Raw genomic sequence first — 22,827 nt, 5'->3', positions numbered from 1 at the left:
GTGCGGATTGCCGGGTTGTCGGCCCGAGCACACTTCAGGACCTGGGGCGCGACACCCGCGCTCCATCCGGCTGCTGGAGGTAGACCGTGCGCCCGAAGCTGCTTGCCGCGATGCTGTGCGCCACCCTGTTCGGGTGCGCCAGCCAGAGCGTGATACCCGTCTCGAACGCCAAACGAACAGAGGCCATCGCCTCCATGCGCGCAGCCGAAGGAGCCGGCGCCGCGCGCATCCCCGAAGCCGCGCGCCACCTGGAGTTCGCTCGCCAGCAGGTCAACAACGGCGAGGAGCTGATGGTGGACGACGACATGGAAGGCGCGGAGCTGAGCTTCATGCAGGCGGACGCGGACGCGGACCTCGCGCTGGCGCTCGCACGTGCGTTGCCACTGGAGCGGCAGGCGCAACAAACCACCCAGCAGGCCCAGTCGCTGCAACGCGGCCTGCAGTGAGCCCGAGTCCCGGAGGAAACCGTCATGGTGCGAAGCAAGCGTGGATGGAAGGCCCTCGTCGGAGCCACGACGCTCCTCGCCGCGGGGAGCGCGAGTGCCGCTCCACCCAAGGAGCTCGTGGAGGCGCGGTCGGCCTATCAGCAGTTGATTGCCAGTCCCCAGGGGCGTGAGCGCCCCCGGGAGGTGACCGAGGCGCGCGATGCCTTGCGCCAGGCGGAGCAGGCGTACCAGGACGACAAGGACGCCACCCGCACGCGGGTGCTCTCCTACGTGGCCCTGCGCAAGGCGGAGACCGCCGGCGCATGGGGCAGCGCGGAGATCGCCGCCAGGCAACAGGCCCAGGCCGAAGCGGCCTTGAGCCAGGCCCAGGCCCGACAGGAGCAGCAGCGGCTTTCGCAGGCCCAGGCCTCCCAGCAGCAGCAGGCCAATGACCAGCGGCTGTCGGAAGAGTCCTCCCGTCGTCAGGAGTTGGAGGCCGAGGCCCAGCGCCTGGCCCAGCAGAACCAGGAGCTGCAACGCCAGACGGCGGAGCTGCAGGCGCAGCAGCAGGCGCGAAGCCAGACGGAGCAGCAGAGCGCCCAGCAACTGGAGGCGGAGCGACAGGCGCGCGTGGAGGCCGAGCGCAAGGCCAGCGAGGCCCTGACGCAGTTGGACCGCGCGAACAAGGACCTCAAGGTCCGCGAGGAAGCCCGAGGCACGGTGCTGACGCTGTCAGGCAGCGTCCTCTTCGCCTCCGGTGCGTCGGACCTGCTGCCGGTGGCCCGCGACAGGCTGGCGGACGTGGCGCAGGTGCTGAAGGAGGGCGACAAGCCGCTGCTCATCGAAGGGCACACGGACTCGCAGGGCTCGGACGCGCTCAACGAGCGGCTCTCCTATGCGCGCGCCGAGCGCGTGAAGGAGTTCCTCATCAACCAGGGCGTCCCCGCCAATCGCATCGAGGCGCGCGGCATGGGTGAGTTCCGGCCCGTGGCCACCAACGCCACGGCCGAGGGCCGCGCGAACAACCGCCGCGTGGAAATCGTCGTCGAGCGCGGCGGACAGCGCGCCGTCGGCGGCAGCGGCCAGGGCACGGGCGGCGCCGGCTCCGAGCAGCAGAAGCAGGCTCCGGAGTCAGGCTCCTCGAACGACACCCTGCCGCCCCAGGAGGACACGAGCGGCGCGGTTCCCTCCGGACAGCAGGGCACCTCAGCGGACCATGAAGACTTCCCGGGCACCGGTGGCGGTGGTGCGCCTTCGGAGAGCCAGGGACAGCAGGGCACGTCGGCCGACCACGAGGACTTCCATGGCACGGGTGGCTCGGACGGCGCGAATCAGGACGTGAAGCAGTAACCCCGCTGACACCCGCCCGGCCCAACGCCGGGTGGGTGTGCGAGGCACGTTGCTCCTGGTGGTGTGCGTGAAGAACCCTCGCTCCGGACCTGCTCGCGGCTCTCATGCCCGGACAGGCCCGGAGCGCGGCCTTTCGGCCCCGTCGAGCACCTGTCACCCGGAGTGCTCCGTCCCGCTTGCGGCGCTCCGGTTCCGGCGCGCGACGCGATAGCCTGCGGGCCGCTCTCGTCATGGCCTCCGACAAACCCATCGTCCTGCTCACCACCGAGCGCTTGAGGGTGACCCAGCTGCCTCCCGACGGGGCGGCGCGCGTCGTCGCCTATTTCGAAGCCAACCGGGACCACCTGGGCCCGGTGTCCCCCACGCGGCCCGCCCACTTCTACACCCTGGCGTACTGGCGCACGCGGCTGGCACAGGACCTGGAGGACGCGCGCTTCGACAGGTCCCTGCGCATGGTGGTCCTCCCGCGCGCGGAGCCGCTGTCCTCCGCGCCCGTCATCGCCAACATCTCCCTCACGAACATCGTCCGGGGCCCGCTCCAGGCCGTGACGCTGGGCTACGGCCTGGACCACCGCCACGAGGGCCAGGGCCTGATGACGGAGGCCCTGCGCGCCGTCTGCGCCCACGCCTTCACCACCATGGGCCTGCACCGCATCCAGGCCAACCACCTCCCGGAGAACCTCCGGAGCGCCGCCGTGCTGCGCCGGCTGGGCTTCGCGGTGGAGGGCTACGCGCGCGACTTCCTGCGCATCGACGGCCGCTGGAGGGACCACATCCTCACCTCGCTCGTCGCGCCCGAGGGAAGCCCCACCGCCGTGTAGTCGCGGCCACGCGACACGCGCTCGAGTCAACCGTCGTGAACCCCTCGACGGGCGAAAGACGCGCTGGCGAAGGGACAGCGAGCCTCGTACAGCTTCGCCACGGAGGTGGAAGCGTGGCGTATCTGTTCCTGTTGGGGGCCATCGCCTGTGAAGTGGTGGCGACGAGCCTGCTGAAGTCCACCCAGGGCTTCACCCGCCTGTGGCCCACGGTGGGCTGCCTGTCGGGCTACGCGGTGGCGTTCCTGCTGCTGGCGCAAGCGGTGAAACAGGTGCCGGTGGGCGTCGCGTACGCGATGTGGTCCGGCCTGGGAACGGCCGCCATCGTCACCATCGGCGTCATCTTCCTGGACGAGCCGTTGAGCACCACCAAGGTCATCGGCGTGGCGCTCATCATCGGGGGCGTCGTCCTGCTCAACCTGCGCGGCGCGCACTGAAGCCGCGAGGAGTTCAGCGCGGGAGCGCGGCGGCCCGAGGGGCGCCGTTGGGGCCCGCGGGCAGGTGCGTGTCGAGCCACTCCACCGTGCGCCGCATCCGGTCCACCATGTGCTCCGGCTTGCGCAGGGTGTGGCCCTCGTCCGCGTAGACGACGAACTGGGTCTTCACCCCCAGCTCCTTCAGCGCGTGGTGGAACTCGTAGCCCTGCGTCACGGGCACCTCCACGTCCCGCTCGCCATGCAGCACCAGCGTGGGCGTGCGCGCCAGCTTCACGTAGTTGATGGGCGAGCTGCGCGTGTACACCTCCGGCTCCTCGTACACGGACGCGCCGAAGTACGGCCGCATCCACGCGTCGATGCGGTTGGTGCCGTAGTAGCTCTGCCAGTTGGCGATGCCCGCGCCCGCCACCGCCGCGCGGAAGCGCTGCGTCTGCGTCACCGCCCACATCGTCATGAAGCCGCCGTAGCTCCACCCCGTCACCCCCAGCCGCGAGGGGTCCACCGGCGCGTGCGCCAGCACCGCGTCCACGCCCGACACGATGTCGCGCAAGTCACCGAAGCCAAAGTCGCGCCGGTTGGCCTGCGCGAAGTCCGCGCCCTGGCCGAAGCTGCCCCGGTAGTTGGGGAGGAAGACGTAGTAGCCCCGGGCCGTGAAGAGCAGGACGTCCGGCCGGAACTGCGGCACCACGCCCGCCGCCGGCCCGCCGTGAATCATCGTCACCATGGGCGCGCGCGTGCCCGAAGGGGGCGCCATCGACGCGGCGGGCGCCACCAGCCAGCCCTGCACCTCCGCGCCGTCGCTCTTCCACGACAGGTCTCGCGTCTCGCCCACGAGCGCGCGCAGGTCCTCCTCGCGCCGCGTGACTCGCTCCCAGTCCCCCACCGGCCCCACCCACACGTTCTGCGCCTGGGTGAAGGACTCGCGCACCACAGCGCTGCGCTTTCCGTCCCGCGACAGCGACAGCCCCACGGAGCCGCCCGCGCTCAGCCGCTCCGGCCCCTTCCACAGCACCGTCACCCCGCCCTGCGCCGTCGGGTCCACCGAGGCCACCGCCGACTCCCCGCGCACCTGCGCGCCGAACAGCAGCTTCCGGGGCGCCACCCACTCGAGCGTCGTCGCCGTCGCCTTCATCCCCGCCGTGAGGTTGCGCGCCTTGCCGCCCTCCAGCGGCACCAGCATCACATCGCCCCCGTTGACGCCCTGGTCGCTCATCAACCCCTCGATGACGGCCACGTGCTTCCCATCCGGGCTCCACACCGGCTCGGTGAGCTGCCACTTGGGCGCGTACACCAGGCGCGAGCGGCCGTTGGCCGTCTCCAGCACATGCAGCTTCGCCAGCCACCAGCTCGCGTCTCCTGGAGGCGGCGCCGCGATGAAGGCCAGCCGCGAGCCCTCAGGACTCCACGCGTACTCGTAGACGAAGAGCTGCTCTGGCGACACGACACGGTGGGCGCCGTCCGCCACGGACACCAGCGCCACGCGCTTCACGGGATGGGACTCCCGCACCACGCCCGTCTCTCGCGCCGCGGGGCCGTTGGGGCCCTTGGCCTGCTCGGCCCCCTCGCCCTGCATCACCAGCACCGCCACGGACGCGCCATCCGGCGACCACTGGGGCGCGGACACCGAGCCCTGGAAGGACGTCAGCTTCCGCGCCACGGACTGCGCCAGGTCCGCGACATACAACTGGGACTGTCCCCGTTGGACCGCATCGGACAGGAACGCCAACTGCTTTCCATCCGGACTCCAGGCGATGGACGACTCGTCACAGGCGCGCCCGTCGGGACAGACGCTGACGCGCACCGCTTGCGGCTCGCTCACGTCCAGCTCCACCGCGTGGATGAGCGTGCCCCCCGTGGAAGCCACCTCCACCCACGCCACCCACGTCCCATTGGGAGACAGGGCCACCTGGCGGAAGCGCGTGGTGCGGCCTACCGCGCCCAGGATGGACTCCACCGACGGCTTGCCCACCTTCGTCGCCGCGCCGCGAACGACCACCGTCGTCTCGCGGTCCAACGCGGAGGGCGCGGGCATGGACTCGCCCACCTGCGCGAAGGCCGGAGCCACGCACCACAGCGCCACACCCAGGCCGACGACTCTCGCCACCATCCGAATCAACACATCCCCCCACGGGTCTGGAAGAGAGCACCAGACTACATGAGTGGGACGGCCCCGCGTCCGGACACTTGCTCCTGGCACCCCACCCGAGGGCCCGGCCCTCCTTCCTGGGAGGCCTCCTCATTCGTTGGACCTCGGAAGTTTTGGCGTGCGAGGAGTGACTCAGCGCGTCCATCGTCGGACAGACGCCCACTTCGACGGAAGCCGTGCGCCAGGGCCGGTGAAGACTGCCGGGCCATGGCACGAACCGAGCGGGAGAAGATGCTTGCGGGGGAGCTGTACAGCGGCTGGGACGCGGAGCTGACGGCGGCCAGGTCCCGGGCGCGCCGGCTCTTGCGCCTCTACAACGACACGCTCATGGACGACGAGGACGCGCGCAAGCAGCTGCTCGACCAGCTCATCGGGAAGCGGGGCACGGGCTGCTACATCGAGCCGCCCTTCCACTGCGACTACGGCACCTTCATCACCCTGGGCGAGCGCGTCTACATGAACTTCCAATGCGTCATCCTGGATTGCAACCAGATTACCATTGGTGACGACGTGTCGTTTGGCCCCAACGTGCACATCTACGCGGCCACGCACCCGTTGGACGCGGACGAGCGCATCAAGGGCCCGGAACTGGCCAGGCCGGTCACCATCGGCGCGAAGACGTGGGTGGGCGGCGGCGCCATCATCGTCGCGGGCGTCACCATCGGCGAGGGCGTCACCATCGGCGCCGGCAGCGTGGTGACGAAGGACATCCCGCCGTATGTGCTGGCGGCGGGCAATCCCTGTCGTGTCATCCGTTCGCTGCGTTGAGCGTTCAGCGCTTCGTCATGTCGAACAGCGCGCGGGCCTGCGGCCCCAAAAACCCGTCGAAGTCCGGCGCGCGCTGGGCAATCTCGAAGTACGCGTAGGGCCACGGACGGCGGCCCCCCTCGCGCAGCGTCACCGACAGCGGCGCGGCCTGGGTGGCGGTCTGCCGCAGCGACGTGCCCGGCGCGCCCTCGATGTCCGCCTTCATGGGCACGCCCGCATCCCGCATGCGCTGCTGCCAGACCTCCACGTCATCCACCGAGCCGGTGAAGTGGTTCACCTTGCGGCCGAAGGCCAGGAGCCAGGCGCCGTACTGCGACTCCTTCTCCAGCTCCAGCAGCGCGGCCTCCGACGGCGGCGGCGGCGAGCAGAACCACGCCGCCAGCGCGTCCACGTCCTCGGGCGGCGGCGGATCGTCCGGCAGCGTGCCGAGCAGTTCGCGGGCGCGCGGCGACAGCTCCTCCGACTTCAGCTCGGAGATGAAGACGCGCGGCAGCCCCGCCGGGTGCGACAGGTAGATGGCGGACAGGTGCGCGTCGGGGAAGGTGTATGCCCCCGCGGGCTTCCAGCCCAGCCGCTCGAAGGGCCGCGAGAAGAGGGCGATGCCGCCCCCGGGCCGCGCCAGCGAGCGCAGCGCGACATGGTCATTGCGAAAGCTGCCTCCGGAGAGCTGCACGAAGGTGCGGGCAAACGGCACCTCGGAGGCGTAGCGCTCCCAGAGCAGGTCCAACAGCCGGGTGGCCTGAGAAGTCGTCATGGCGGCGCACTCTAATCCGCCCAGAAAAGTGCGGCGGCGCGCGGCCCCGAGCCCTTGGAGGGGACTTCGTTCGGAGACGCGCGCCGCGCGCTAGAGACTCGCCTTGGAGTTTCGAGTCTCTGTACCCTTCTTGGTATGCATTGACTTCCGTTCCGGCCCGCTCGGCGCCACCCGAAGTCGTGCGGCGAAATAGGGTGCGACGTTGGAAAACGCCAGTGCCGCGCAAGAGTGGGCATCAAAGTCGCGTTGCGCCACCCTGTAGCCCGCCTAATTGACAGAATTGTGAGCGTAAAGTTTCCGTAACGCTGTGCCGCGCCACGTCATCGTGGCCTCGCGAGCGCAGGCGAGGGCGAAGACAGGCCCCCAGGCCCACCTCCACCCTCTTCCACCGCGAAACCCCACACCGGGCTCGCGACGGACAACCCCCGAGCGCCTCCGGATGCGCACGTGTCAGCCCCTGCTGGGGCGGGGAGACACGCGCGGAAGGACACCCCGCGAAATGGGCGGACCCGGTCGGCACGCTGATGAACGCAGCCCCCCGGAAATCTTCCCCTCTCGATTTCTCGTTCCGCGAAGACACACTTCATCAGCTCCCGAGAATGACGCACCGCTCCACGAAGAGCGTGGGTCAGTGGAGGTGCTCGGGGAGCATGGGCAGGCCGTGGAAGAAGCGGCGGCCGCACTCGAAGCGGCGGTGGAAGCAGACGCGGTCCTCCACATAGAGCCGGGCCATGTCCTCCTCGCCGTAGGCGCGGAAGAAGGCGGCGCGGGCCTCGTCGCAGGCGTTCTCGTATTCGGCGAGCAGGGCCTCCCAGTCCTCCGGCGGCGGCTCCTCGTCGTCCTGCCAGCAGCCGTCCTCCATGCCGTACTCGCGCTCCATCAGGTCCAGCTCCAGCGCGAGCCGCTGGACGCGCGGTACCTCCGTCAGCGCCTCGTCCGCCATGGCGGTGAGGATGTGGGCCACCAGGAAGAAGCCCGCGTCCGGAGGAACGACGCCCTCTTCGCGCGCGGCGCGGAAGGCGACGAGCAACTGCGCGTCCATCGCGTCATCCCCCAGCTCCAGCAACCGCGTGGCGAGCCCTCGCCACCGGTCCTCCGTCTCGCGGGCCTCCTGGAGGGCCAGGGTCAGTTCAGGGTCTCGCGTCTTCTTCATCTCGTGCTCCTGTCGGGATTGCCCCGAAGCTCTCATCCAGGTCTGACGTGTGGACCTCGAATCCACGGACGTCGGTGTTCGCGGTTGCTTCACGGGCACGTCGGATGGCGGACGAGGCCCGCCCGGGGTGTCGAGCGGTGGACGCGTGGTGGCCCGCGCGGACATGCTTCGCGGCACCGTGCCCCTGGCTTCTCGTCCCATCGCCCCCTCCGACAACGACTTCCTCTTCGCCCTGTACGTCAGCGCGCGGGAGGGCGAGCTGGCGGCGTGGGGTTGGACACCCGCGCAGCGCGAGGCGTTCCTGCGAATGCAGTGGCTGGCCCGGGGACGTGACTGGGGCGCGCGGTATCCGACAGCGGAGGACCGGGTGGTGTTGGTGGACGGTCAGCCGGCGGGCAGGTTGCTGGTGGTGCGCGGTGAGAAGGAGTGGCGGCTGGTGGACATCGCGCTGCTGTCCTCGCACCGGGGCGGGGGCCTGGGCACACAGCTCTTGCGCGAGCTGCTGGAGGCCGCGGGCGAGGCACGCGTGTGCGTGCGCCTGCATGTGCTCCATGACAGTCCCGCGCGCGGGCTGTACTCGCGCCTGGGCTTCCAGGTGGAGCCTGGCGCTTTGCCCGCGCGGGAAGATTCTCCATACGTGGCCATGGAGTGGACGCCCGCGTCATGTGCGGGCTGAGGGCGACAAGGCCCGGCTTGGGGGAAGCGCGCCATGCCCCCGGAACACGAACGGGCCGCGCGCCGATTGCGCGTCACGCGGGCGGTCGCCGGGGAAAGGCGAAGAAGCGCGCGGAGGCCCTGAAGACAGACAGCCAGGGGGGCCTCCGCGCGCTTGCTCCGGGGTCATCCGAATGACCCGGGTGATGAAGCCACGAACCGGCACGGGGCCGCTCGCGCCACGTCCATGGCCTGGATGCCAGCGGTCCCCCCGACTCGTCCGCGAGCCGCCCGTCCGGCGATTCACTGCGTCCTACGAACCTTCCACCGCCAGGCCGCGAGAGCCGGACGGCACGGTGCACCTGGTGGGCCCGTGAGGACCGAGGTGGGTCGCCCCCGTGGCGACCCGGCCTCCTCCCCGACTCCCGCCGTCAGCCCCGAAGGCAAACGGCGCGGGACTCTTGCGCGCCCCACGAGAGGGCGGAGGTGAGCCACTCCAGCGACCCGGCCTCCTCCCCGACTCCCGCCGCCGGGCCGTGAGGACCGGACAGCGGGATGTGCCTTCCTCCGCTTAGAGGAAGATGTTCTCCGGCACGGGAGTCACGGTCTGGAAGGAGAGGCCCGGTGCGCCAGCGCCAGACGTGATGCCCGTGGCACCACCATCGCCACCGTCACCACCCATCGCGCCGCCGCCACCGCCCGCCGCGACGGCGGTGCTCGCACCCTGGGGAGGAGCGGTGATACCCGCTGCGCCAGCACTCACGTCGAGGGTGCCCGTCACGGTGGGACTGGTGCTGGAGAGCAGGTGGATGATGCCACCGCCGCCACCGCCACCACCGCCCTTGCCAGCGCCGCCCGCGTTGTTGCCATCTCCGCCGCGACCGCCCACCACACGGATGGCGCCGCCCACCGTCACGCTGGCCTTGCCCACGATGACGACGACACCACCCGCGCCACCACCGGCGCCAGGGGTATTACCCAACGTCCCACCCGGGTCGCCGTTCGCGTTGATGGCGGAGGTCGGCTGCACCCGCACGTTGCCCTGCGAGAGGATGACCAGCGAGCCGCCACCTCCGGCGCCACTCACCCCCGCAACCTTCGCGCCAGAACCACCGCCCTGGGGACCCGGCCGAAGGAGCTGCGCGCCCTGGAGCGGCTGCAAGCCCAGGCCCTTGTGCGGCTCGCCAGCGGCGGCACGCGACACGCCCGCCGTCGCGGGGCCCGTCCCGGTGTCTTCGGTGCCCTGGTCCACGATGATGGTTCCGGAGATGGTGACATCACCCGTGGAGCGGATGACCGTGCCGCTCGGGAGGATGAGGGTGCCGGAGATGGTCACCGTCGAGAACTGGAGGTGCTGCCGCCCCGCCAGGGTGTTGAAGCCACCGACCGTGGTGAGGTCCAGCGTGTTGCCGAGGGGAACGTTGAGCAAGCCACCCGAGCCGTCACCGTAGACACCCGTCGAACCCGCCGGCCCCTGCAAGCCCGTGGCCCCCGTGGCCCCCGTCGCTCCTGTCGCGCCTGTCGCGCCCGTCGCACCCGTGGTGCCCGGCGTGCCCTGCGCACCGGGGACACCCTGCGGTCCCTGGGCCCCCGCGCAGACGTACCGGGTCAGCGCCGCGATGACCTCGCCAGCATCCAGCACGCCGTTGCCGTTGGAGTCCTGCCCGAACTGCAGCCGCACACCCCCGGTGGCGCAGTTCGCGCCCGCCGGCTCGGCCGCCGTCGCCGCCACCGAGTGGATGCCCGCGGCGCCCTGCGGACCCGTCTGTCCCTGCAGACCTTGCGAACCCTGGTCGCCCTTCAACCCCTGCGGCCCCTGCGGCCCCGCGCACACGTAGCGCGTCAGCGCCGCGTTGACCTCGGAGGTGTCCAGCGTGTTGTTGCGGTTGGCGTCCACGCCCACTTCCAGCTTCACACCGCCGGTGGCGCAATTGGCCCCGGACGCCTCGGCCGACGTGCGCACCAGCGCGCTCAGGCCCGTGGCGCCCTGCTGCCCCTCCGGGCCCGTCTCACCCTGAGGGCCGGTATCACCGCGCGGACCCACCGGACCCGCGGGACCCACCGGACCCGCCGGACCCACGTTGCCCTGCGCGCCGGTCTCACCCTGCTGTCCCTGGACGCCCTGCTGTCCCTGGGGCCCCTGCTGGCCCACGTTGCCCTGCGGCCCCGTGTCGCCCCTCGGCCCCTCGACGCCTTGCGGTCCCTGCGCGCCGTTGCACACGTAGCTGGTGACATCCACCTCGTCGTCATCCAGGTCGTCGTCTTCGTTGTCGTCGACGCCCGCCTCCAGCTTCACGCCACCCGTGGCGCAGTTGGCACCCGCCGGCTCCAGCGTCGTGCGAGCCACCGCGGGCTTTCCTTCCTCACCTCGCGGTCCATTGGCGGGACCCGGAGGGCCCTCGGGGCCTTCGGGACCTTCAGGCCCCGCTGGACCGGCCGGCCCCACGTCACCGGTGTCTCCCTTGGGGCCCAGGTCGCCCTGCGCACCCTGCGCGCCTTCAGGACCCGCGGCGCCTTGAGCACCGGCGGGACCCGCGGGGCCTTGAGGCCCCTGGGGACCTTCAGGTCCTTCTTCACATGCGGACAACAGCAACAACGCCGTCACCGGTAGCGCGCGGAACCCCCGCGTCCAATACGTGGGGTGTCGCCAGTTCATTTGAGCCATGGGTGGTCTCCTCGTCGTGGAACTCAGGGCCAAGGCACAGAGCAAGTCACGAGCCAGGATGGATTGTGTCGGGGTGCACGCCCCACTCAGCAGGGCGTGAGGGATTGTGGCTCGAAACGGCTCACGCGAAACAGCCCTCCCCCGCGTTCTTCCAGAACGCGACTCGCGTCACACCGGAACGCATGACGCGACGGGGCACGGGACACATGAGACCCCCATGCCCACTCGGGAAGCACGCGTCCCACAGCGGGGCCTGACTCCAAAACGACCCATGAAAGAAGTGTGGCCGATGCTTTGCTCAGGAGAGCGACACGTGCTGGGTTTCGCGTGAAACACACACACTCAAGCAACGAAAGGCGTACACGTGTCCGAGCCATTTATCGGTGAAATCCGGCTGTTCGGGGGAAACTTCGCTCCGCGCGGCTGGGCGTTCTGCCAGGGCCAGCTGCTCTCCATCGCGCAGAACACCGCGCTCTTCTCCATCCTGGGCACGACGTATGGAGGCAACGGGCAGACGACCTTCGCGCTGCCGGACCTGCGCGGGCGCTATCCGATGCAGCCGGGACAGGGGCCTGGCCTGTCGCCTCGGACCCTGGGCGAGCAGGGAGGTTCGGAGACGGTGACGCTGATTTCGACGCAGATGCCGGCGCACAACCACACCCTCAACGTCAGCTCGCAGCAGGGCGACACGGAGACGCCCATCGGCGTGGTGCTGGCGGCGGACAGCACCGCGACGGTCCTCAACTACCGGGCCGCGCCCATCGACGGGACGATGAACCCGGCGGCCATTGGAGTCGCGGGCGGCAGCCAGCCGCACAACAACATGTCTCCGTTCCTGGCCATCAACTTCATCATCGCGCTGGAAGGCATCTTCCCCTCGCGCAACTGACGTCGTGCGTCGCGGGGCGGCGCGCCTCTCCAAGAAGGGGCGCGTGCGTCATCGTCACTGTCGGCGCATGAACACGCCATGCCGGAAGTCCCGGGCGCGGGTGGAGTCGACCTGACATCCACTGGCGCCTCCGGGCGGGGAGGCTGGCATCCAGGCGAGGCACTGCATACCCCCACGAGGCGAGGTGTCTGTCGCGTGGGGGTACGGTGGCGGAGCAGGGGGAAACGAAACAGGGCTCCCAGGTGACACCGAAGACGGTGTTCACCGTGTGCTTCGTGGTGCTGGCGGTGCTGGCGCTCGTGGTGCTGGTGGTGCGCACGCGGGTCGCACTCACGCTGACGGGCATCGCGGCGCTGCTGGCGCTGGCGTTGGAGCACGGCGTCTCGCGGCTGGAGCGGTGGAAGATGCCTCGGGCGCTGGCCATCGCGACGATGCTGCTCGCCGCGATGACGGTGCTGGCGCTGCTGGCGTTGCTGGTGATTCCGGCGGCGGCGGCGCAGGTGGATGCGCTGGTGGTGCAGTGGCCGCATCTCTGGCAGGAGGTGCGCGAGTCGCGTCCCTTCCGGGGGCTGAACGAGCGATTGCAGAACCTGGGCTGGGCACGGCAGCTCGAGGACGCCACGCCGGAGCTCGCCACGGGGACGCTGCCGGGGCTGGTGGTGCATGCCATTGGCAGCATGGTGGGGCTCGTGGGAGGCGCGCTCAGCGTCTTCTTCCTCGTCGTCTTCATGCTGGTGTTCGGCGGCGGCCTGCTGAAGCGACTGTTGGATTTGCCCAAGCCGGAGCACCGGATGCGCTACGTGCGCGTGTTGCGCAACGTGTACCGGGCCACGGGCGGGTACCTGACGGGGCTCACGCTCATCTGCACCTTCAACGCGCTGCTCACGTCCACCGTGCTGGCGGTGCTGGGCGTGCCGTACTTCCTGCCGCTGGGCATCGTGAGTGGCTTCTCCAGCATGGTGCCCTACGCGGGACCGGTGGTGGCGGGAGGCTTCATCACGCTGCTGACGTGGGCGACGGGCGGGATGTGGATGGCGCTGGGGGTGCTGACGTACTTCGTGCTGTACGGGCAGTTGGAGGGCAACGTGCTGGCGCCGCTCGTCTTCCGTCGCACGGTGCACGTCAACCCGCTGCTCATCCTGCTGGCGGTGCTGTTCTGCGCGGAGCTGGCGGGTGTCGTCGGCGCGGTGGTGGCGGTGCCCGTCGCGGCCACCGTGCAGATTCTCGTCCGGGAGATGCTCCTGTTCCGACAGGAGCGCCGCATCGCCCGCGCGGACTCGGTCCTACCGCCCGGGCCGTCCTGACGCGGGCCGAGACACCTCGGCTCCACGACACGCCGAAGCGGCCCTTGCACGGGGCGCCGTCACCCACCGTGCCCTCCTGACGCAAGCCGAATCACCTCCGGCACCCGCCGCGCGCCGAGGCCTCTCGCGGGGACGCGCCGTCAGCCGCGCGCCACCTCGCGCAGCGAGTCCTCCACGCCCGCCAGCAACTCATCGAGCGCGGCGTCGGGGATGTTGAGCGCGGGCGCGATGTACACGGTGTCACCGAGCGGGCGCAGGTAGAGCCCGCGTCGCCGAGCCGCCTCGTACACACGCCACCCGCTGCTCGCGAGGTAGCCCCCACCGCCCAGGTCCACCGCGCCCACCATGCCGATGGCGCGCGGACGCACGAGCCCGGGAAGCGTCGCGGCCATGCGCTCGAAGGCGGCCTTCACCTTCGGCGCCTTGCGCGCCACCTGGCCCAGCACGTCCTCGTCGCGATACACGGCGAGCACCTCGCGAGCGACGGCCGCGCCCAGCGGATTGCCGCAGTACGAGTGCCCGTAATACAGCGCGCGCGACGACGCGCCGAGGAAGCCCGAGAAGATGCGCTCGGACGCGAGCGTCACGGCGAAAGGCATCAGCCCGCCCGAGAGCGCCTTGGCCAGACAGAGCAGGTCCGGCACCACGCCCGCCAGGTCCACGGCGAAGCGCGCCCCGGTGCGGCCCAGGCCGGTGAAGACCTCGTCGGCGATGAGGAAGGTGTCCACCGCGCGGGTGGCCTCACGCACCGCGCGCAGGAAGTCCGGCGAGTACATCTGCATGCCCGCGGCGCCCTGGATGATGGGCTCCACGATGACGCCGGCAATCTCGTCCGGGTGCTCGCGCAGCGCGGCTTGCACCTGGGCGAAGGCGCGCTCCCAGCCGCCCTCCTCCGCCGGAGACGGCACATGCACCACGTCGAAGAGCAGCGGCCCGAACACCTCGCGGAACAGGGGCACGCCACCCACGCTGGTGGAGCCGATGGTCTCTCCGTGGAACGCGCCGGACAGGGTGATGAAGCGCGTGCGGCGAGGCTGGCCATTCTGCGCCCAGTACTGGGCGGTCATCTTGATGGCCACCTCCACCGCGGTGCTGCCGTTGTCGGAGTAGAAGGCGCGCGTCAGCCGCTCACCTGTGGGCAGCTCCGGGCGGTCCGCGCCGGGGGCCATCGCCACCAGCTCCGAGGCGAGCGCGGCGGCGGGCTCGTGGGTGATGCCCGCGAGCGAGACATGGGGCAGCTGGCCCGCCTGCTCCGTGAGGGCGCGCAGGAGGCGCGGGTGGCGGTGGCCCAGGGTGGACACCCACCAGGAGCCATTCGCGTCGAGGTAGCGCCGGCCATCCACGTCGAAGAGGTAGGGCCCTTCCGCACGGGAGATGACGAGCGGGTCCGTCCCCGCGATGTACGCCTCCATGGCGGTGTACGGGTGCCAGACGTGCCCCTTGTCCAGCTTGACGATGTCGGCCCGCTCCACGTGTGCACCCCTGTCGATGAATGTGAGAGGTGCTCCGTACCGGAAATCGAGCCCCTGTCACCGCGCGTCATGCCCTGGCGCAGCGCGTCCGACTGATGGCGGCATGAAGTCAGGGCTCACCCGGTCGTCACCGGGGAGCAACTTCCGGCCGGTGATGACGTGGCCATGACATGGGGGGTGTTACCCGGGTTCTGACACCGAACCGGGAAAGCGCCATGGCCGTCCTCGTCTTCTTCGTCTCGCACTGGCTGCTCTGTGTCTTCTTCCAGAGCTTCTTCCAGCACCGGTACTCCGCGCACCGCATGTACACCATGGGTCCGCGCACGGAGCGGGTGATGCACCTGCTCACGTATCTGGTGCAGGGCTCGTCGTACCTGTCGCCCAAGGCCTACGCGATTCTGCACCGCGAGCACCACGCCTTCTCGGACACGGAGAAGGACCCGCACTCGCCGCACTTCTTCACGGACGTGTTCCGGATGATGCTGCACACGAAGAAGCGCTACGAGGACTACACGGCGGGTCGCGGGCAGCCGGAGGCTCGGTTCCTCGGCGGCTATCCCGAGTGGCCGTTGGTGGACGACACGCTGCGCACGTCCTGGGTGGCGACGCTGTTCTGGGTGGGGCTGTACACGTCGTTCTACGTGGCCTTCGCAACGGCGCCCTGGCAGTTCCTGCTGTTGCCGGTGCACTTCCTGATGGGCCCGGTGCACGGCGCCATCGTGAACTGGTGCGGGCACAAGTACGGCTACCGGAACTTCGACAGCAGCGACAAGTCGCGCAACACGCTGCCCGTCGAGGTGCTCTGCATGGGTGAGCTGTTCCAGAACAACCACCACAAGTTCGGCAGCAGCCCGAACTTCGCGGCGCGCAAGTTCGAGATCGACCCCACGTGGCAGGTGATGCGCGTGCTGGCGAAGCTGGGCGTCATCCGCATCGCCACGCCGCAGCGGGCGGTGTGGCCGGAGCCGCGCCGAGAGGCCGCGCACGACACGGGCGCCGCCCGGGCGGCCTGAGCCGCCAGTCGTATCCGGGAGTGAACCGAACCGAGGGGAAGAGGCCCGAAAGCCTCCTCCCCCGGCGAACGGGCCTCCTGGCGGTTCCAGCAGGGCCGGGCGAAGGCAAGCCCATGGCCAGGCGGCGAGAACGCACGGCGCGCGTTAAAACAGCCCCCCGTGCCCACAGACACTCCCCTCCGCCTCCGCATCCTCGACGCAGTGACAGACGTCCCGGCCGCCGACTGGGACGCGCTCGCCGGTCCGGACGCACCGCCCTTCGCGCGCCATGCATGGCTGGCGGCGATGGAGGAGAGCGGCAGCGCCACCGAGGAGACCGGTTGGGCGCCGCACCACCTGACGATATGGCGCGGCCCGAAGCTGGTGGCCGCCGCGCCCGCGTACCGGAAGTTCCACAGCATGGGCGAGTACATCTACGACTTCGGGTGGGCGGACGCGGCTGCCCGGCTCGGCGTGGAGTACTACCCGAAGCTCATCGTCGGAGGGCCGCTGTCACCGGCCACGGTGCCGCGCATGCTCATCGCCCAGGGCGAGGACATACCCGCGCTGCGCAAGGCGTTGCTGATCGCCGCGGTGGAGAGCGCGCAGGAGGCGGGGTGCTCCTCGGTGCACATCCTCTACCCGACGGACGAAGAGGCGGACTTCCTGGAGGAGCAGGGGCTGGCGCGGCGGGTGACGCTCCAGTTCCAGTGGAAGAACCCGGGCTACGCGAGCTACGACGACTACCTGTCGCGCTTCGACTCCAAGCGGAGACATCAGCTCAAGCGCGAGCGAGCAGCGGCGGCCACACAGGGAATCACGCTGCGCACGGTACGAAGCGCGGAGCTGACACAGGCGCATGCGAAGCGCGCGTTTGAGTTCTACGAGGCCACGTGCGAGCGACACTCGTGGGGCCGGGTGCAGCTCACGCCGGACTTCTTCTCGCGGGTCTTCAAGGCGATGCCGGACTCGGTGGAGATGGTGGAGGCGGTGCGCGAGGGCCGGGTCATCGCGGGGGCGTTCAACCTGGCGACGAAGGAGCGGCTCTACGGACGCTACTGGGGGAGCATCGAGGAGCACCCGTTCCTGCACTTCCACGTGTGTCTGTACCACTCGGTGGACGACTGCATCCGAGCGGGCCGCAAGGTGTTCGAGCCGGGCGCGGGTGGCGAGCACAAGGTATCCCGGGGCTTCGAGCCCACGGCGGTACACAGCGCGCATGTGATTTTCGACCGCAGGTTGGACAGCGCGGTGCGCGACTACGTGCGGCGCGAGCGGGCAAGGCTGAACATGGCGGTGGAAGAGGCCGAGCAGATTTCAGGCCTCAAGCCCTGGCCCCTGCCGAAAATCCAGACGGGGTGAGACCTCACTTTCCCGTGGGTCGTGCAATCTCCAAGATGGAGCCAGACCATCCCCAGACGTTGACTCCGTCAGCGGTCATATCCACCTGCACGAATCCGCCGTCGTGCACCTCTTCAGGTCCAGGTCCCTGGGCATGAATGTCCACCTCTTCCCCGGCCGCCAGCGGAGCCACTTCTCCCCAGGGCTCGAGGACCAGAGATGCGGGGCGCCCAAGCTCGTTTCTGATACGGATGGTCATCTTGATAGGCACGTCGACGCTCCTCGCGGCCCGGCCTCGATAGCGGGCACGAACCCAGCCGGCATGATGAACCACCGGGAGCCCGAGGTCCTCGAGCTCACGCAACGCTCCTCGGCTCACCGCACCGGGTGCGTCGTCCAGCGCTTCCCATCCGTGCTCGAAGCCAGCACGTGGCTCCCGGCCAGCCACAGCCGGTCATTCCCCACGACGATCATGCCCACGTCGGACACGTTCCTCGCCACGGACGACTCCTTGGGCACAGCGCACCGCTCGAAGCCCGAGGCATCCACGCGATAGACGTTCTCCTCGTCCGCCACATAGAACTCGCCGCCCCACCGCTCAGCCGAATGGATGCGGCCGACGCGAGCGACGACGCGGCACGCCTCCGCCGTGCCCAGGATGACGTCCCCCTGCGTTGTCCCGGCGATCACCTCACCCGAGGGGAAACACCGCACGAACGACACCTCCCCGCGCGGGAACGAGTGGACCTCGCGCCAGCCGCCCTCCCCATGCATCCAGAGGCTCCTTCCGCCCGCATAGAGCACCCGCGCCCCAGCCGCCCCTGGACAGCTGTCCAGCGCGAGCACCCGCCCCGGCAACTGCCCCAGCGACTGCGTCCAGCGCATGGCTCCCTCGACACGCACGAGCAGCCCCACCTCCGCGGGCGAGTCGAGTTCGAAACCTCGGCTCCCCGCCATCACGATGGCCTCACCGCTGAAGCACACCCGCGTCTCCACCAGCCCCTCAGGAACGCCCTCGTACTCCAGCGACTCCCACTTCCCGCTTTCGCTCGAACGGATGGCCACGAAGTGCGCCGAGCCGCCATACGAGACCAACGCCCCATGGCGGTTGGCTCCCAGTCGACACAGGGCGTCGATGGTCCCCACCACCACCACCTGCTCCAGGGTCCACGCGCCCGCCGTGCGCACCGCTACATGCTGGTAATCATCCACCTCGAACCTGGCGTCGTCCGGGTCGGAGCCGGAGTCGACCAGGTCCTGGTACGCCTCCGCGTCCACGGGCTGGTTCCACTCCCCGACCGGGCCCGGCCCGCCTCCGAAGTCATTGTCCGGATGGGGGTGGCTGACGACCAGCATCAGCTCCTGCTCGTCACGGATGCAGCCCCCCGACACGACTCCTCGAAACGCATGCTCCACGTGGCCCTCCCGGGCGGAGACCTCGCCCCCCCGCCTATCCCACCCGAGGGGAGACAGGCCAGCGACCCCCGCCTTCCCCGCGGCCTCGGGGGGCGGCCGGGAGGGAGGGCCCCTGTTTCCCACCTGCCAGGTCCGAGGGGGAACCCTCACGGGGAAGTTGAGAAACCGGGGTGACCCTCTAGAGTGGGCCCGTCATGAAAGCACCGGAGACGGACGAAGACTTCATCCAGTGGTACGAAGACTGCTGGGCTGACCGCGATGAAGTCGAGTACCCCAAGATGTTCGGCGCCATTGATGAAGGCGTCTTCACGCTCGACCAGACGGATGCCATCCAGGCCTGGATGGAGAGCGACCTCGCACAAGTAGAAGGTGAAGCGGACCCCAACTGGGGCCCCATGGGCGTGCGCGCCGCGCCGCCGAGCCCGGACTACCCCTACTGGACCTATGTCACCAGCGGGCTGTCCAATCCCTTCACCGTGGCCCCAGGTGACGAGATTACCGACGAGACACCCAGTGGCATCGGTTACGAGATGGTCATCCACACGCCAGAGCAGGCCAAGTGGCCCGTGTTCCGGCTGCTGGACATGATGGCCTACAACCTCGTGACGATGCGCGCCTTCGCCCTCAACCACCGCTACCCGGTGGAAGGCACGCTCGACGGCGGAGACTCCAAGCTGGGAGGCTTCGTCTTCGTCAGGGACCCGTCCCGCCCCGACCACTTCGCCCTGCCCAGCGGCAAGGTGCAACTGCTCACGCTCGTGGGCGTCACCAAGAACGAGATGGCCTTCGCGCGCTCCAACGGCCTGGACAAGCTGATGGAGAAGCTCGTCACTGCCGGCACCGGGTACATCACCCACCCGGACCGCGAGGAAGTGAAGCTGTAGTCACCCGCTCCGAGCCACGCGCGCCAGCGGCCCCAAGGCCCTGGCGCGCGGAGGTGCTCCCTCCACCAGCGCCCGCAGCGTCCCCGGGTCGAACGGCTTCTCGATTCGAGGCAACGGCACCGTCTGCAGGAACGCGCGCGCCCGCTCGGTGAACGCGCCGCCCGTCATGAAGACGAAGCGCGACAGCAGCTCCGGCCCGCGCGACAACAGCTCCGCGTGCAGGTCCATCCCCGTCACGTCCGCCATCATCAGGTCGCAGAAGACACGGTCGAAGTCCGCGTCCTGCTCCAAGAGCGCCAGCGCCTCCCGCCCGCTGTGCCTCACCACCACCTCGTGGTGTTGCCCCAACAGCCGCCGCAACAGCGACGCGAGCTGCGGCTCGTCGTCCACCACCAGCACCCGCTTGCGCTCGGGCACCTCCTGCGTGGAGCCCTTCGTCACCGCGTCCGGTATCGCCTCCGTCATCGGCAGGCGCACGCTGAAGGTGCTGCCCACGCCCGGCGTCGTGTTGACGGTGAGCTCGCCACGCATGCTGCGCACCATGCCCAGGCTGGTGGACAACCCCAGCCCGCTGCCCTCACCCACCGCGCGCGTGGTGAAGAACGGCTCGAAGACGCGCTCGGCGACCTCGGGCGTCATGCCGTGGCCCGTGTCCGCCACCTCCACCACCACCCACGGCCCCTCCACGCGCGTGGAGAGCGTGACGCGGTGCCGGGTGAAGTCCCCTTCCGGAATCGCATGCGCCGCGTTGACGAGCAGGTGCAGGAACACCTGCCCCAGCCGCGCCTCGTGCGCCATGACGGTGGGCACCTCGGCGAAGCGCCGCTCCACCTCCGCGCGGTAGCGCAGGTGCGGCATGGCCATGGAGAGGCCGAACTCCAGCGCCGCGTGCACGTCCACCGGGGACAGGTGCGGCTCATCCGCGCGGGCGAACGTCTGCAAGTCACGGACGATGACGCGGATGCGCTCGGCGCCCTCACGGGCCTCTCGCAGCGCCTCCAGGGCCTCGGCCAGGGGCGCGTTCTTGCCGAGGATGCCCCCCTCCATCGACAGCTCCAACTGCTCCAGCGCGAACTGGAGATTGCCGCTGACGTACGAGAGCGGATTGTTGATTTCGTGGCCCACGCCCTCGGCGAGCTGGCCCGCCATGGCCAGCTTCTCCGACTGCACCAGGCGCTCGCGCGCGGCGACCAACTCCTCGGTGCGCTCGCGCACCAGGGCCTCCGCCTCCAGCCGGCCGGAGTGCTCTCGCGTCAGCAGGGCATCGCGCTCCGCCTCCGCGCGCTTCTTGCCGGTGATGTCGCGCGAGAAGACGGAGACGTTCTGCCCCGAGCACCAGGCGTGCACCTCGTGCCAGCGGTCCGGCGCGGTGCGCACCTCGAAGATGGTGGAGGAGCCCTCGGCGGCCACGCGGCGCAGCTCGCGCTCGAACAAGGTGCCGACCAGCTCCGGGCACGCCTGCCACAACAGCTTCCGGAAGACCTGCTCCTGCGTGCGACCGGTGATTTCGGCGGCCTGCCTGTTGACGTAGGTGATGCGCCACTCCGCATCCACGGTGAAGAAGGCCTCGGGCGTGCTCTCCAGCACGTCGCGCACCCAGTCCAGCGTGTCGCGCAGCCCCTCCTCCATGCGCAGGGCGCTGGTGACATCGCGCAGGCGCAACAGCACGCCGTCCCGCAGCGGCACCGCGGTGCCGAGCAACCACGCGTCGCCCTCTGGGAAGCTGTCCGCGGCGGGCCGGCCGGACTCCACCACCTGCTTGAGCACCGCCAGCCGTCCACCCAGACCCGCGATGGGGGAGATGTCCTTCAGCCGCAGGCCGCGCAGCGTGTCGGTGCCCCGGCCCAGCGCTCGCGACGCGGCGGGGTTGGACCAGAGCCACTCGAAGTCGGTGATGACGCCGGACTCGTCGCGGACGGCACGCAACACCATGCACCCTTCCGAGTCATGGCGCTCCGCTTCCTCCAGCGCATCCAGCAGCGCATCCGCGCCCGGGACTGCCTGTCTCGTGTCCGTCGCCGACATGCCCCGCCCACTCCGGGCTTCCACGTCACCCGGAGGCAAAGCTCCGGAACCCCATCACGGGGCCGCAATTCCTGGAAACGTCCGGAGTCCCCGCATGTCGCCATGAAAGGGCTGCAGGCACAAGCCGAGGCTGCGAGGCACACATCTGCCTCCCTGACACCTGGGAGCACCGGGTTGAATACGATGAACCTACCTCTCGCGTGTCCCCTTCTTTCCAGGGAGCGGACCAGGATGCGCCTCTCGACATGACGCCCACGCTCATCACCGCTGTCCGCTTCACGCCGCTCGACTTGCCGCTGACGGAGCCCTTCGCCATCGCCACGGGGGCGCAGCACGTCGCACAGAACGTGTTGGTGCGACTGACACTCGCGGATGGCACGGTGGGGCTGGGCGAGGCGGCGCCGTTTCCAGCGGTGAGCGGAGAAACGCAGGCGAGCACGCTCGCGGCGCTGGAGCATGTGCACGCGGGGCTCCTGGGCAAGGACGTGCGTGCGTGGAGGCCGTTGTCGGAGTGGCTCGGCGACGGGCTCGCGTTGGCGCCGGCGGCGCGCGCGGGGGTGGAGATGGCGGTGCTGGATGCGCTGGCGCGACATCACCGTGTGCCGTTGTACGTGATGCTCGGGGGCGCGGGGACGACGCTGGACATCGACATGACGGTGACGGCGGGTGACGTGCCGCACGCGGCGGAGTCGGCGCGGGCCATCCTGAAGCGGGGCATCACCACGTTGAAGGTGAAGGTGGGGGCGCTGGCGCCGGACGAGGACGCGGCGCGGATGGTGGCGATTCACGAGGTGGCGCCCCAGGCGCGACTGTTCGCGGATGCGAATGGCGGTTACGACGTGGCGGAGGCGCTGGCGTTCCTGAAGGAGCTGGAGCGGGCGGACGTGCCGCTCGCGCTCCTGGAGCAGCCGGTGCCGGCGTCGGACTTCGCGGGCATGGCGGAAGTCGCTCGGCGCTCGAAAGTCCGCATCTGTGCGGACGAGTCAGCGCGCTCGGCGAAGGACGTGCTGCGGCTCATCCGCGAGGGGGCGGCGCACGGCATCAACATCAAGACGATGAAGTGCGGCGTGGTGGAGGCGCTGACGATGTGGAGCCTGGCGCGAGCGGCGGGGCTGGAGCTGATGGTGGGGGGGATGGTGGAGAGCGTGCTGGCGATGAGCGCGTCGGCGCATCTGGCGGCGGGGCTGGGCGGCTTCACGTATGCGGACCTGGACACGCCGCTGTTCATCGCGCGGCATCCGTTCCAGGGAGGGCTGCGCTACGAGGGCGCGAGGCTGCACCTGGACGCGGAGGCGGTGGGGCACGGCGTCACGTTGGCTTGACCAAGGGCTTGG

At 70.0% G+C, this 22,827-nt stretch carries 19 protein-coding genes; 12 read left to right on the top strand and 7 right to left on the bottom strand.

The genetic code is table 11. From position 1 onward, the window contains the following. Positions 1–86 precede the first annotated feature (86 nt). From FJV41_RS04570 to FJV41_RS04555, 4 genes are all read left to right on the top strand, one after another. Positions 87–446, top strand: coding sequence for a DUF4398 domain-containing protein (locus tag FJV41_RS04570; protein ID WP_141641170.1), 360 nt, complete (start codon positions 87–89; stop codon positions 444–446). 24 nt (positions 447–470) lie between these two features. Then, positions 471–1,775 (top strand): OmpA family protein, encoded by a 1,305-nt coding sequence (locus FJV41_RS04565; protein ID WP_141641169.1) that lies wholly within the window; start codon positions 471–473, stop codon positions 1,773–1,775. Positions 1,776–2,005: 230 nt separating this feature from the next. Then, a complete protein-coding gene (locus FJV41_RS04560; protein ID WP_141641168.1) occupies positions 2,006–2,596 on the top strand; it encodes a GNAT family N-acetyltransferase in 591 nt (196 codons plus the stop codon). A gap of 113 nt (positions 2,597–2,709) precedes the next feature. Next, positions 2,710–3,030, top strand: a complete 321-nt coding sequence (locus FJV41_RS04555) for a DMT family transporter (protein ID WP_141641167.1) — start codon at positions 2,710–2,712, stop codon at positions 3,028–3,030. Positions 3,031–3,043: 13 nt separating this feature from the next. Here FJV41_RS04555 and FJV41_RS04550 read toward each other — a convergent pair whose 3' ends face one another. Continuing rightward, on the bottom strand, positions 3,044–5,137 hold the full coding sequence (locus FJV41_RS04550; RefSeq protein WP_141641166.1) for a S9 family peptidase: 2,094 nt from the start codon (positions 5,135–5,137) through the stop codon (positions 3,044–3,046). A gap of 246 nt (positions 5,138–5,383) precedes the next feature. Between FJV41_RS04550 and FJV41_RS04545 the strand changes: the two genes are divergently transcribed. After that, entirely contained in the window at positions 5,384–5,944 is a 561-nt protein-coding gene (locus FJV41_RS04545) for a sugar O-acetyltransferase (RefSeq protein WP_141641165.1), read from the top strand. Between the two features lie 4 nt (positions 5,945–5,948). On the opposite strand, the gene FJV41_RS04540 is transcribed toward FJV41_RS04545, so the two are convergent. Together FJV41_RS04540 and FJV41_RS04535 are read right to left on the bottom strand one after the other, a co-directional pair. Then, positions 5,949–6,698: a DUF1338 domain-containing protein gene (locus tag FJV41_RS04540; protein WP_141641164.1), complete on the bottom strand. Its 750-nt coding sequence runs from the start codon at positions 6,696–6,698 to the stop codon at positions 5,949–5,951. Positions 6,699–7,326: 628 nt separating this feature from the next. After that, positions 7,327–7,851, bottom strand: coding sequence for a hypothetical protein (locus FJV41_RS04535; protein WP_141641163.1), 525 nt, complete (start codon positions 7,849–7,851; stop codon positions 7,327–7,329). Positions 7,852–7,900: 49 nt separating this feature from the next. On the opposite strand from FJV41_RS04535, the gene FJV41_RS04530 reads away from it, so the two are divergent. Beyond that, the gene (locus FJV41_RS04530; protein WP_246136986.1) at positions 7,901–8,527 is read left to right on the top strand and encodes a GNAT family N-acetyltransferase; all 627 of its coding nucleotides are present in this window, start codon (positions 7,901–7,903) and stop codon (positions 8,525–8,527) included. Between the two features lie 549 nt (positions 8,528–9,076). On the opposite strand, the gene FJV41_RS54525 is transcribed toward FJV41_RS04530, so the two are convergent. Next, positions 9,077–11,170 carry a DUF7151 family protein gene (locus tag FJV41_RS54525; RefSeq protein ID WP_141641162.1) on the bottom strand — a complete coding sequence of 698 codons (2,094 nt, stop codon included), beginning with the start codon at positions 11,168–11,170 and terminating at the stop codon, positions 9,077–9,079. 364 nt (positions 11,171–11,534) lie between these two features. On the opposite strand from FJV41_RS54525, the gene FJV41_RS04520 reads away from it, so the two are divergent. Then, positions 11,535–12,059, top strand: a complete 525-nt coding sequence (locus FJV41_RS04520; RefSeq protein ID WP_141641161.1) for a phage tail protein — start codon at positions 11,535–11,537, stop codon at positions 12,057–12,059. 206 nt (positions 12,060–12,265) lie between these two features. After that, positions 12,266–13,363 carry an AI-2E family transporter gene (locus FJV41_RS04515; RefSeq protein ID WP_181790384.1) on the top strand — a complete coding sequence of 366 codons (1,098 nt, stop codon included), beginning with the start codon at positions 12,266–12,268 and terminating at the stop codon, positions 13,361–13,363. A gap of 140 nt (positions 13,364–13,503) precedes the next feature. On the opposite strand, the gene bioA is transcribed toward FJV41_RS04515, so the two are convergent. Next, the gene (gene bioA, locus FJV41_RS04510) at positions 13,504–14,835 is read right to left on the bottom strand and encodes an adenosylmethionine--8-amino-7-oxononanoate transaminase (protein ID WP_141641159.1); all 1,332 of its coding nucleotides are present in this window, start codon (positions 14,833–14,835) and stop codon (positions 13,504–13,506) included. A gap of 215 nt (positions 14,836–15,050) precedes the next feature. On the opposite strand from bioA, the gene FJV41_RS04505 reads away from it, so the two are divergent. Then, entirely contained in the window at positions 15,051–15,848 is a 798-nt protein-coding gene (locus FJV41_RS04505) for an acyl-CoA desaturase (protein WP_141641158.1), read from the top strand. Between the two features lie 159 nt (positions 15,849–16,007). Then, a complete protein-coding gene (locus FJV41_RS04500) occupies positions 16,008–17,189 on the top strand; it encodes a GNAT family N-acetyltransferase (protein WP_141641157.1) in 1,182 nt (393 codons plus the stop codon). 354 nt (positions 17,190–17,543) lie between these two features. On the opposite strand, the gene FJV41_RS04495 is transcribed toward FJV41_RS04500, so the two are convergent. After that, the gene (locus FJV41_RS04495) at positions 17,544–18,584 is read right to left on the bottom strand and encodes a hypothetical protein (protein WP_141641156.1); all 1,041 of its coding nucleotides are present in this window, start codon (positions 18,582–18,584) and stop codon (positions 17,544–17,546) included. 194 nt (positions 18,585–18,778) lie between these two features. Here FJV41_RS04495 and FJV41_RS04490 point away from each other — a divergent pair, with 194 nt between their 5' ends. Further along, positions 18,779–19,468 carry a suppressor of fused domain protein gene (locus FJV41_RS04490; protein WP_141641155.1) on the top strand — a complete coding sequence of 230 codons (690 nt, stop codon included), beginning with the start codon at positions 18,779–18,781 and terminating at the stop codon, positions 19,466–19,468. Here FJV41_RS04490 and FJV41_RS04485 read toward each other — a convergent pair whose 3' ends face one another. Further along, positions 19,469–21,493 (bottom strand): ATP-binding protein, encoded by a 2,025-nt coding sequence (locus tag FJV41_RS04485; RefSeq protein WP_141641154.1) that lies wholly within the window; start codon positions 21,491–21,493, stop codon positions 19,469–19,471. Between the two features lie 245 nt (positions 21,494–21,738). Between FJV41_RS04485 and FJV41_RS04480 the strand changes: the two genes are divergently transcribed. Then, a complete protein-coding gene (locus tag FJV41_RS04480) occupies positions 21,739–22,815 on the top strand; it encodes a dipeptide epimerase (RefSeq protein ID WP_141641186.1) in 1,077 nt (358 codons plus the stop codon). Positions 22,816–22,827: the final 12 nt, after the last annotated feature.

The organism is Myxococcus llanfairpwllgwyngyllgogerychwyrndrobwllllantysiliogogogochensis (assembly GCF_006636215.1).
Classification (GTDB): Bacteria; Myxococcota; Myxococcia; order Myxococcales; family Myxococcaceae; genus Myxococcus; species Myxococcus llanfairpwllgwyngyllgogerychwyrndrobwllllantysiliogogogochensis.
Note: the sequence above shows the minus strand (reverse complement) of the source record. Positions and strands in the feature narration are given on the sequence as shown.

Bases quoted from the DNA above. Each gene is read 5' to 3' on its own strand.
- FJV41_RS04560 (WP_141641168.1), top strand. From the start codon at position 2,006: ATGGCCTCCGACAAACCCATCGTCCTGCTCACCACCGAGCGCTTGAGG.
- FJV41_RS04480 (WP_141641186.1), top strand. From the start codon at position 21,739: ATGACGCCCACGCTCATCACCGCTGTCCGCTTCACGCCGCTCGACTTG.
- FJV41_RS04550 (WP_141641166.1), bottom strand. From the start codon at position 5,137: ATGGTGGCGAGAGTCGTCGGCCTGGGTGTGGCGCTGTGGTGCGTGGCT.
- FJV41_RS04505 (WP_141641158.1), top strand. From the start codon at position 15,051: ATGGCCGTCCTCGTCTTCTTCGTCTCGCACTGGCTGCTCTGTGTCTTC.
- FJV41_RS04545 (WP_141641165.1), top strand. From the start codon at position 5,384: ATGGCACGAACCGAGCGGGAGAAGATGCTTGCGGGGGAGCTGTACAGC.
- FJV41_RS04485 (WP_141641154.1), bottom strand. From the start codon at position 21,493: ATGTCGGCGACGGACACGAGACAGGCAGTCCCGGGCGCGGATGCGCTG.
- FJV41_RS04565 (WP_141641169.1), top strand. From the start codon at position 471: ATGGTGCGAAGCAAGCGTGGATGGAAGGCCCTCGTCGGAGCCACGACG.
- FJV41_RS04490 (WP_141641155.1), top strand. From the start codon at position 18,779: ATGAAAGCACCGGAGACGGACGAAGACTTCATCCAGTGGTACGAAGAC.
- FJV41_RS54525 (WP_141641162.1), bottom strand. From the start codon at position 11,170: ATGGCTCAAATGAACTGGCGACACCCCACGTATTGGACGCGGGGGTTC.
- FJV41_RS04535 (WP_141641163.1), bottom strand. From the start codon at position 7,851: ATGAAGAAGACGCGAGACCCTGAACTGACCCTGGCCCTCCAGGAGGCC.
- FJV41_RS04540 (WP_141641164.1), bottom strand. From the start codon at position 6,698: ATGACGACTTCTCAGGCCACCCGGCTGTTGGACCTGCTCTGGGAGCGC.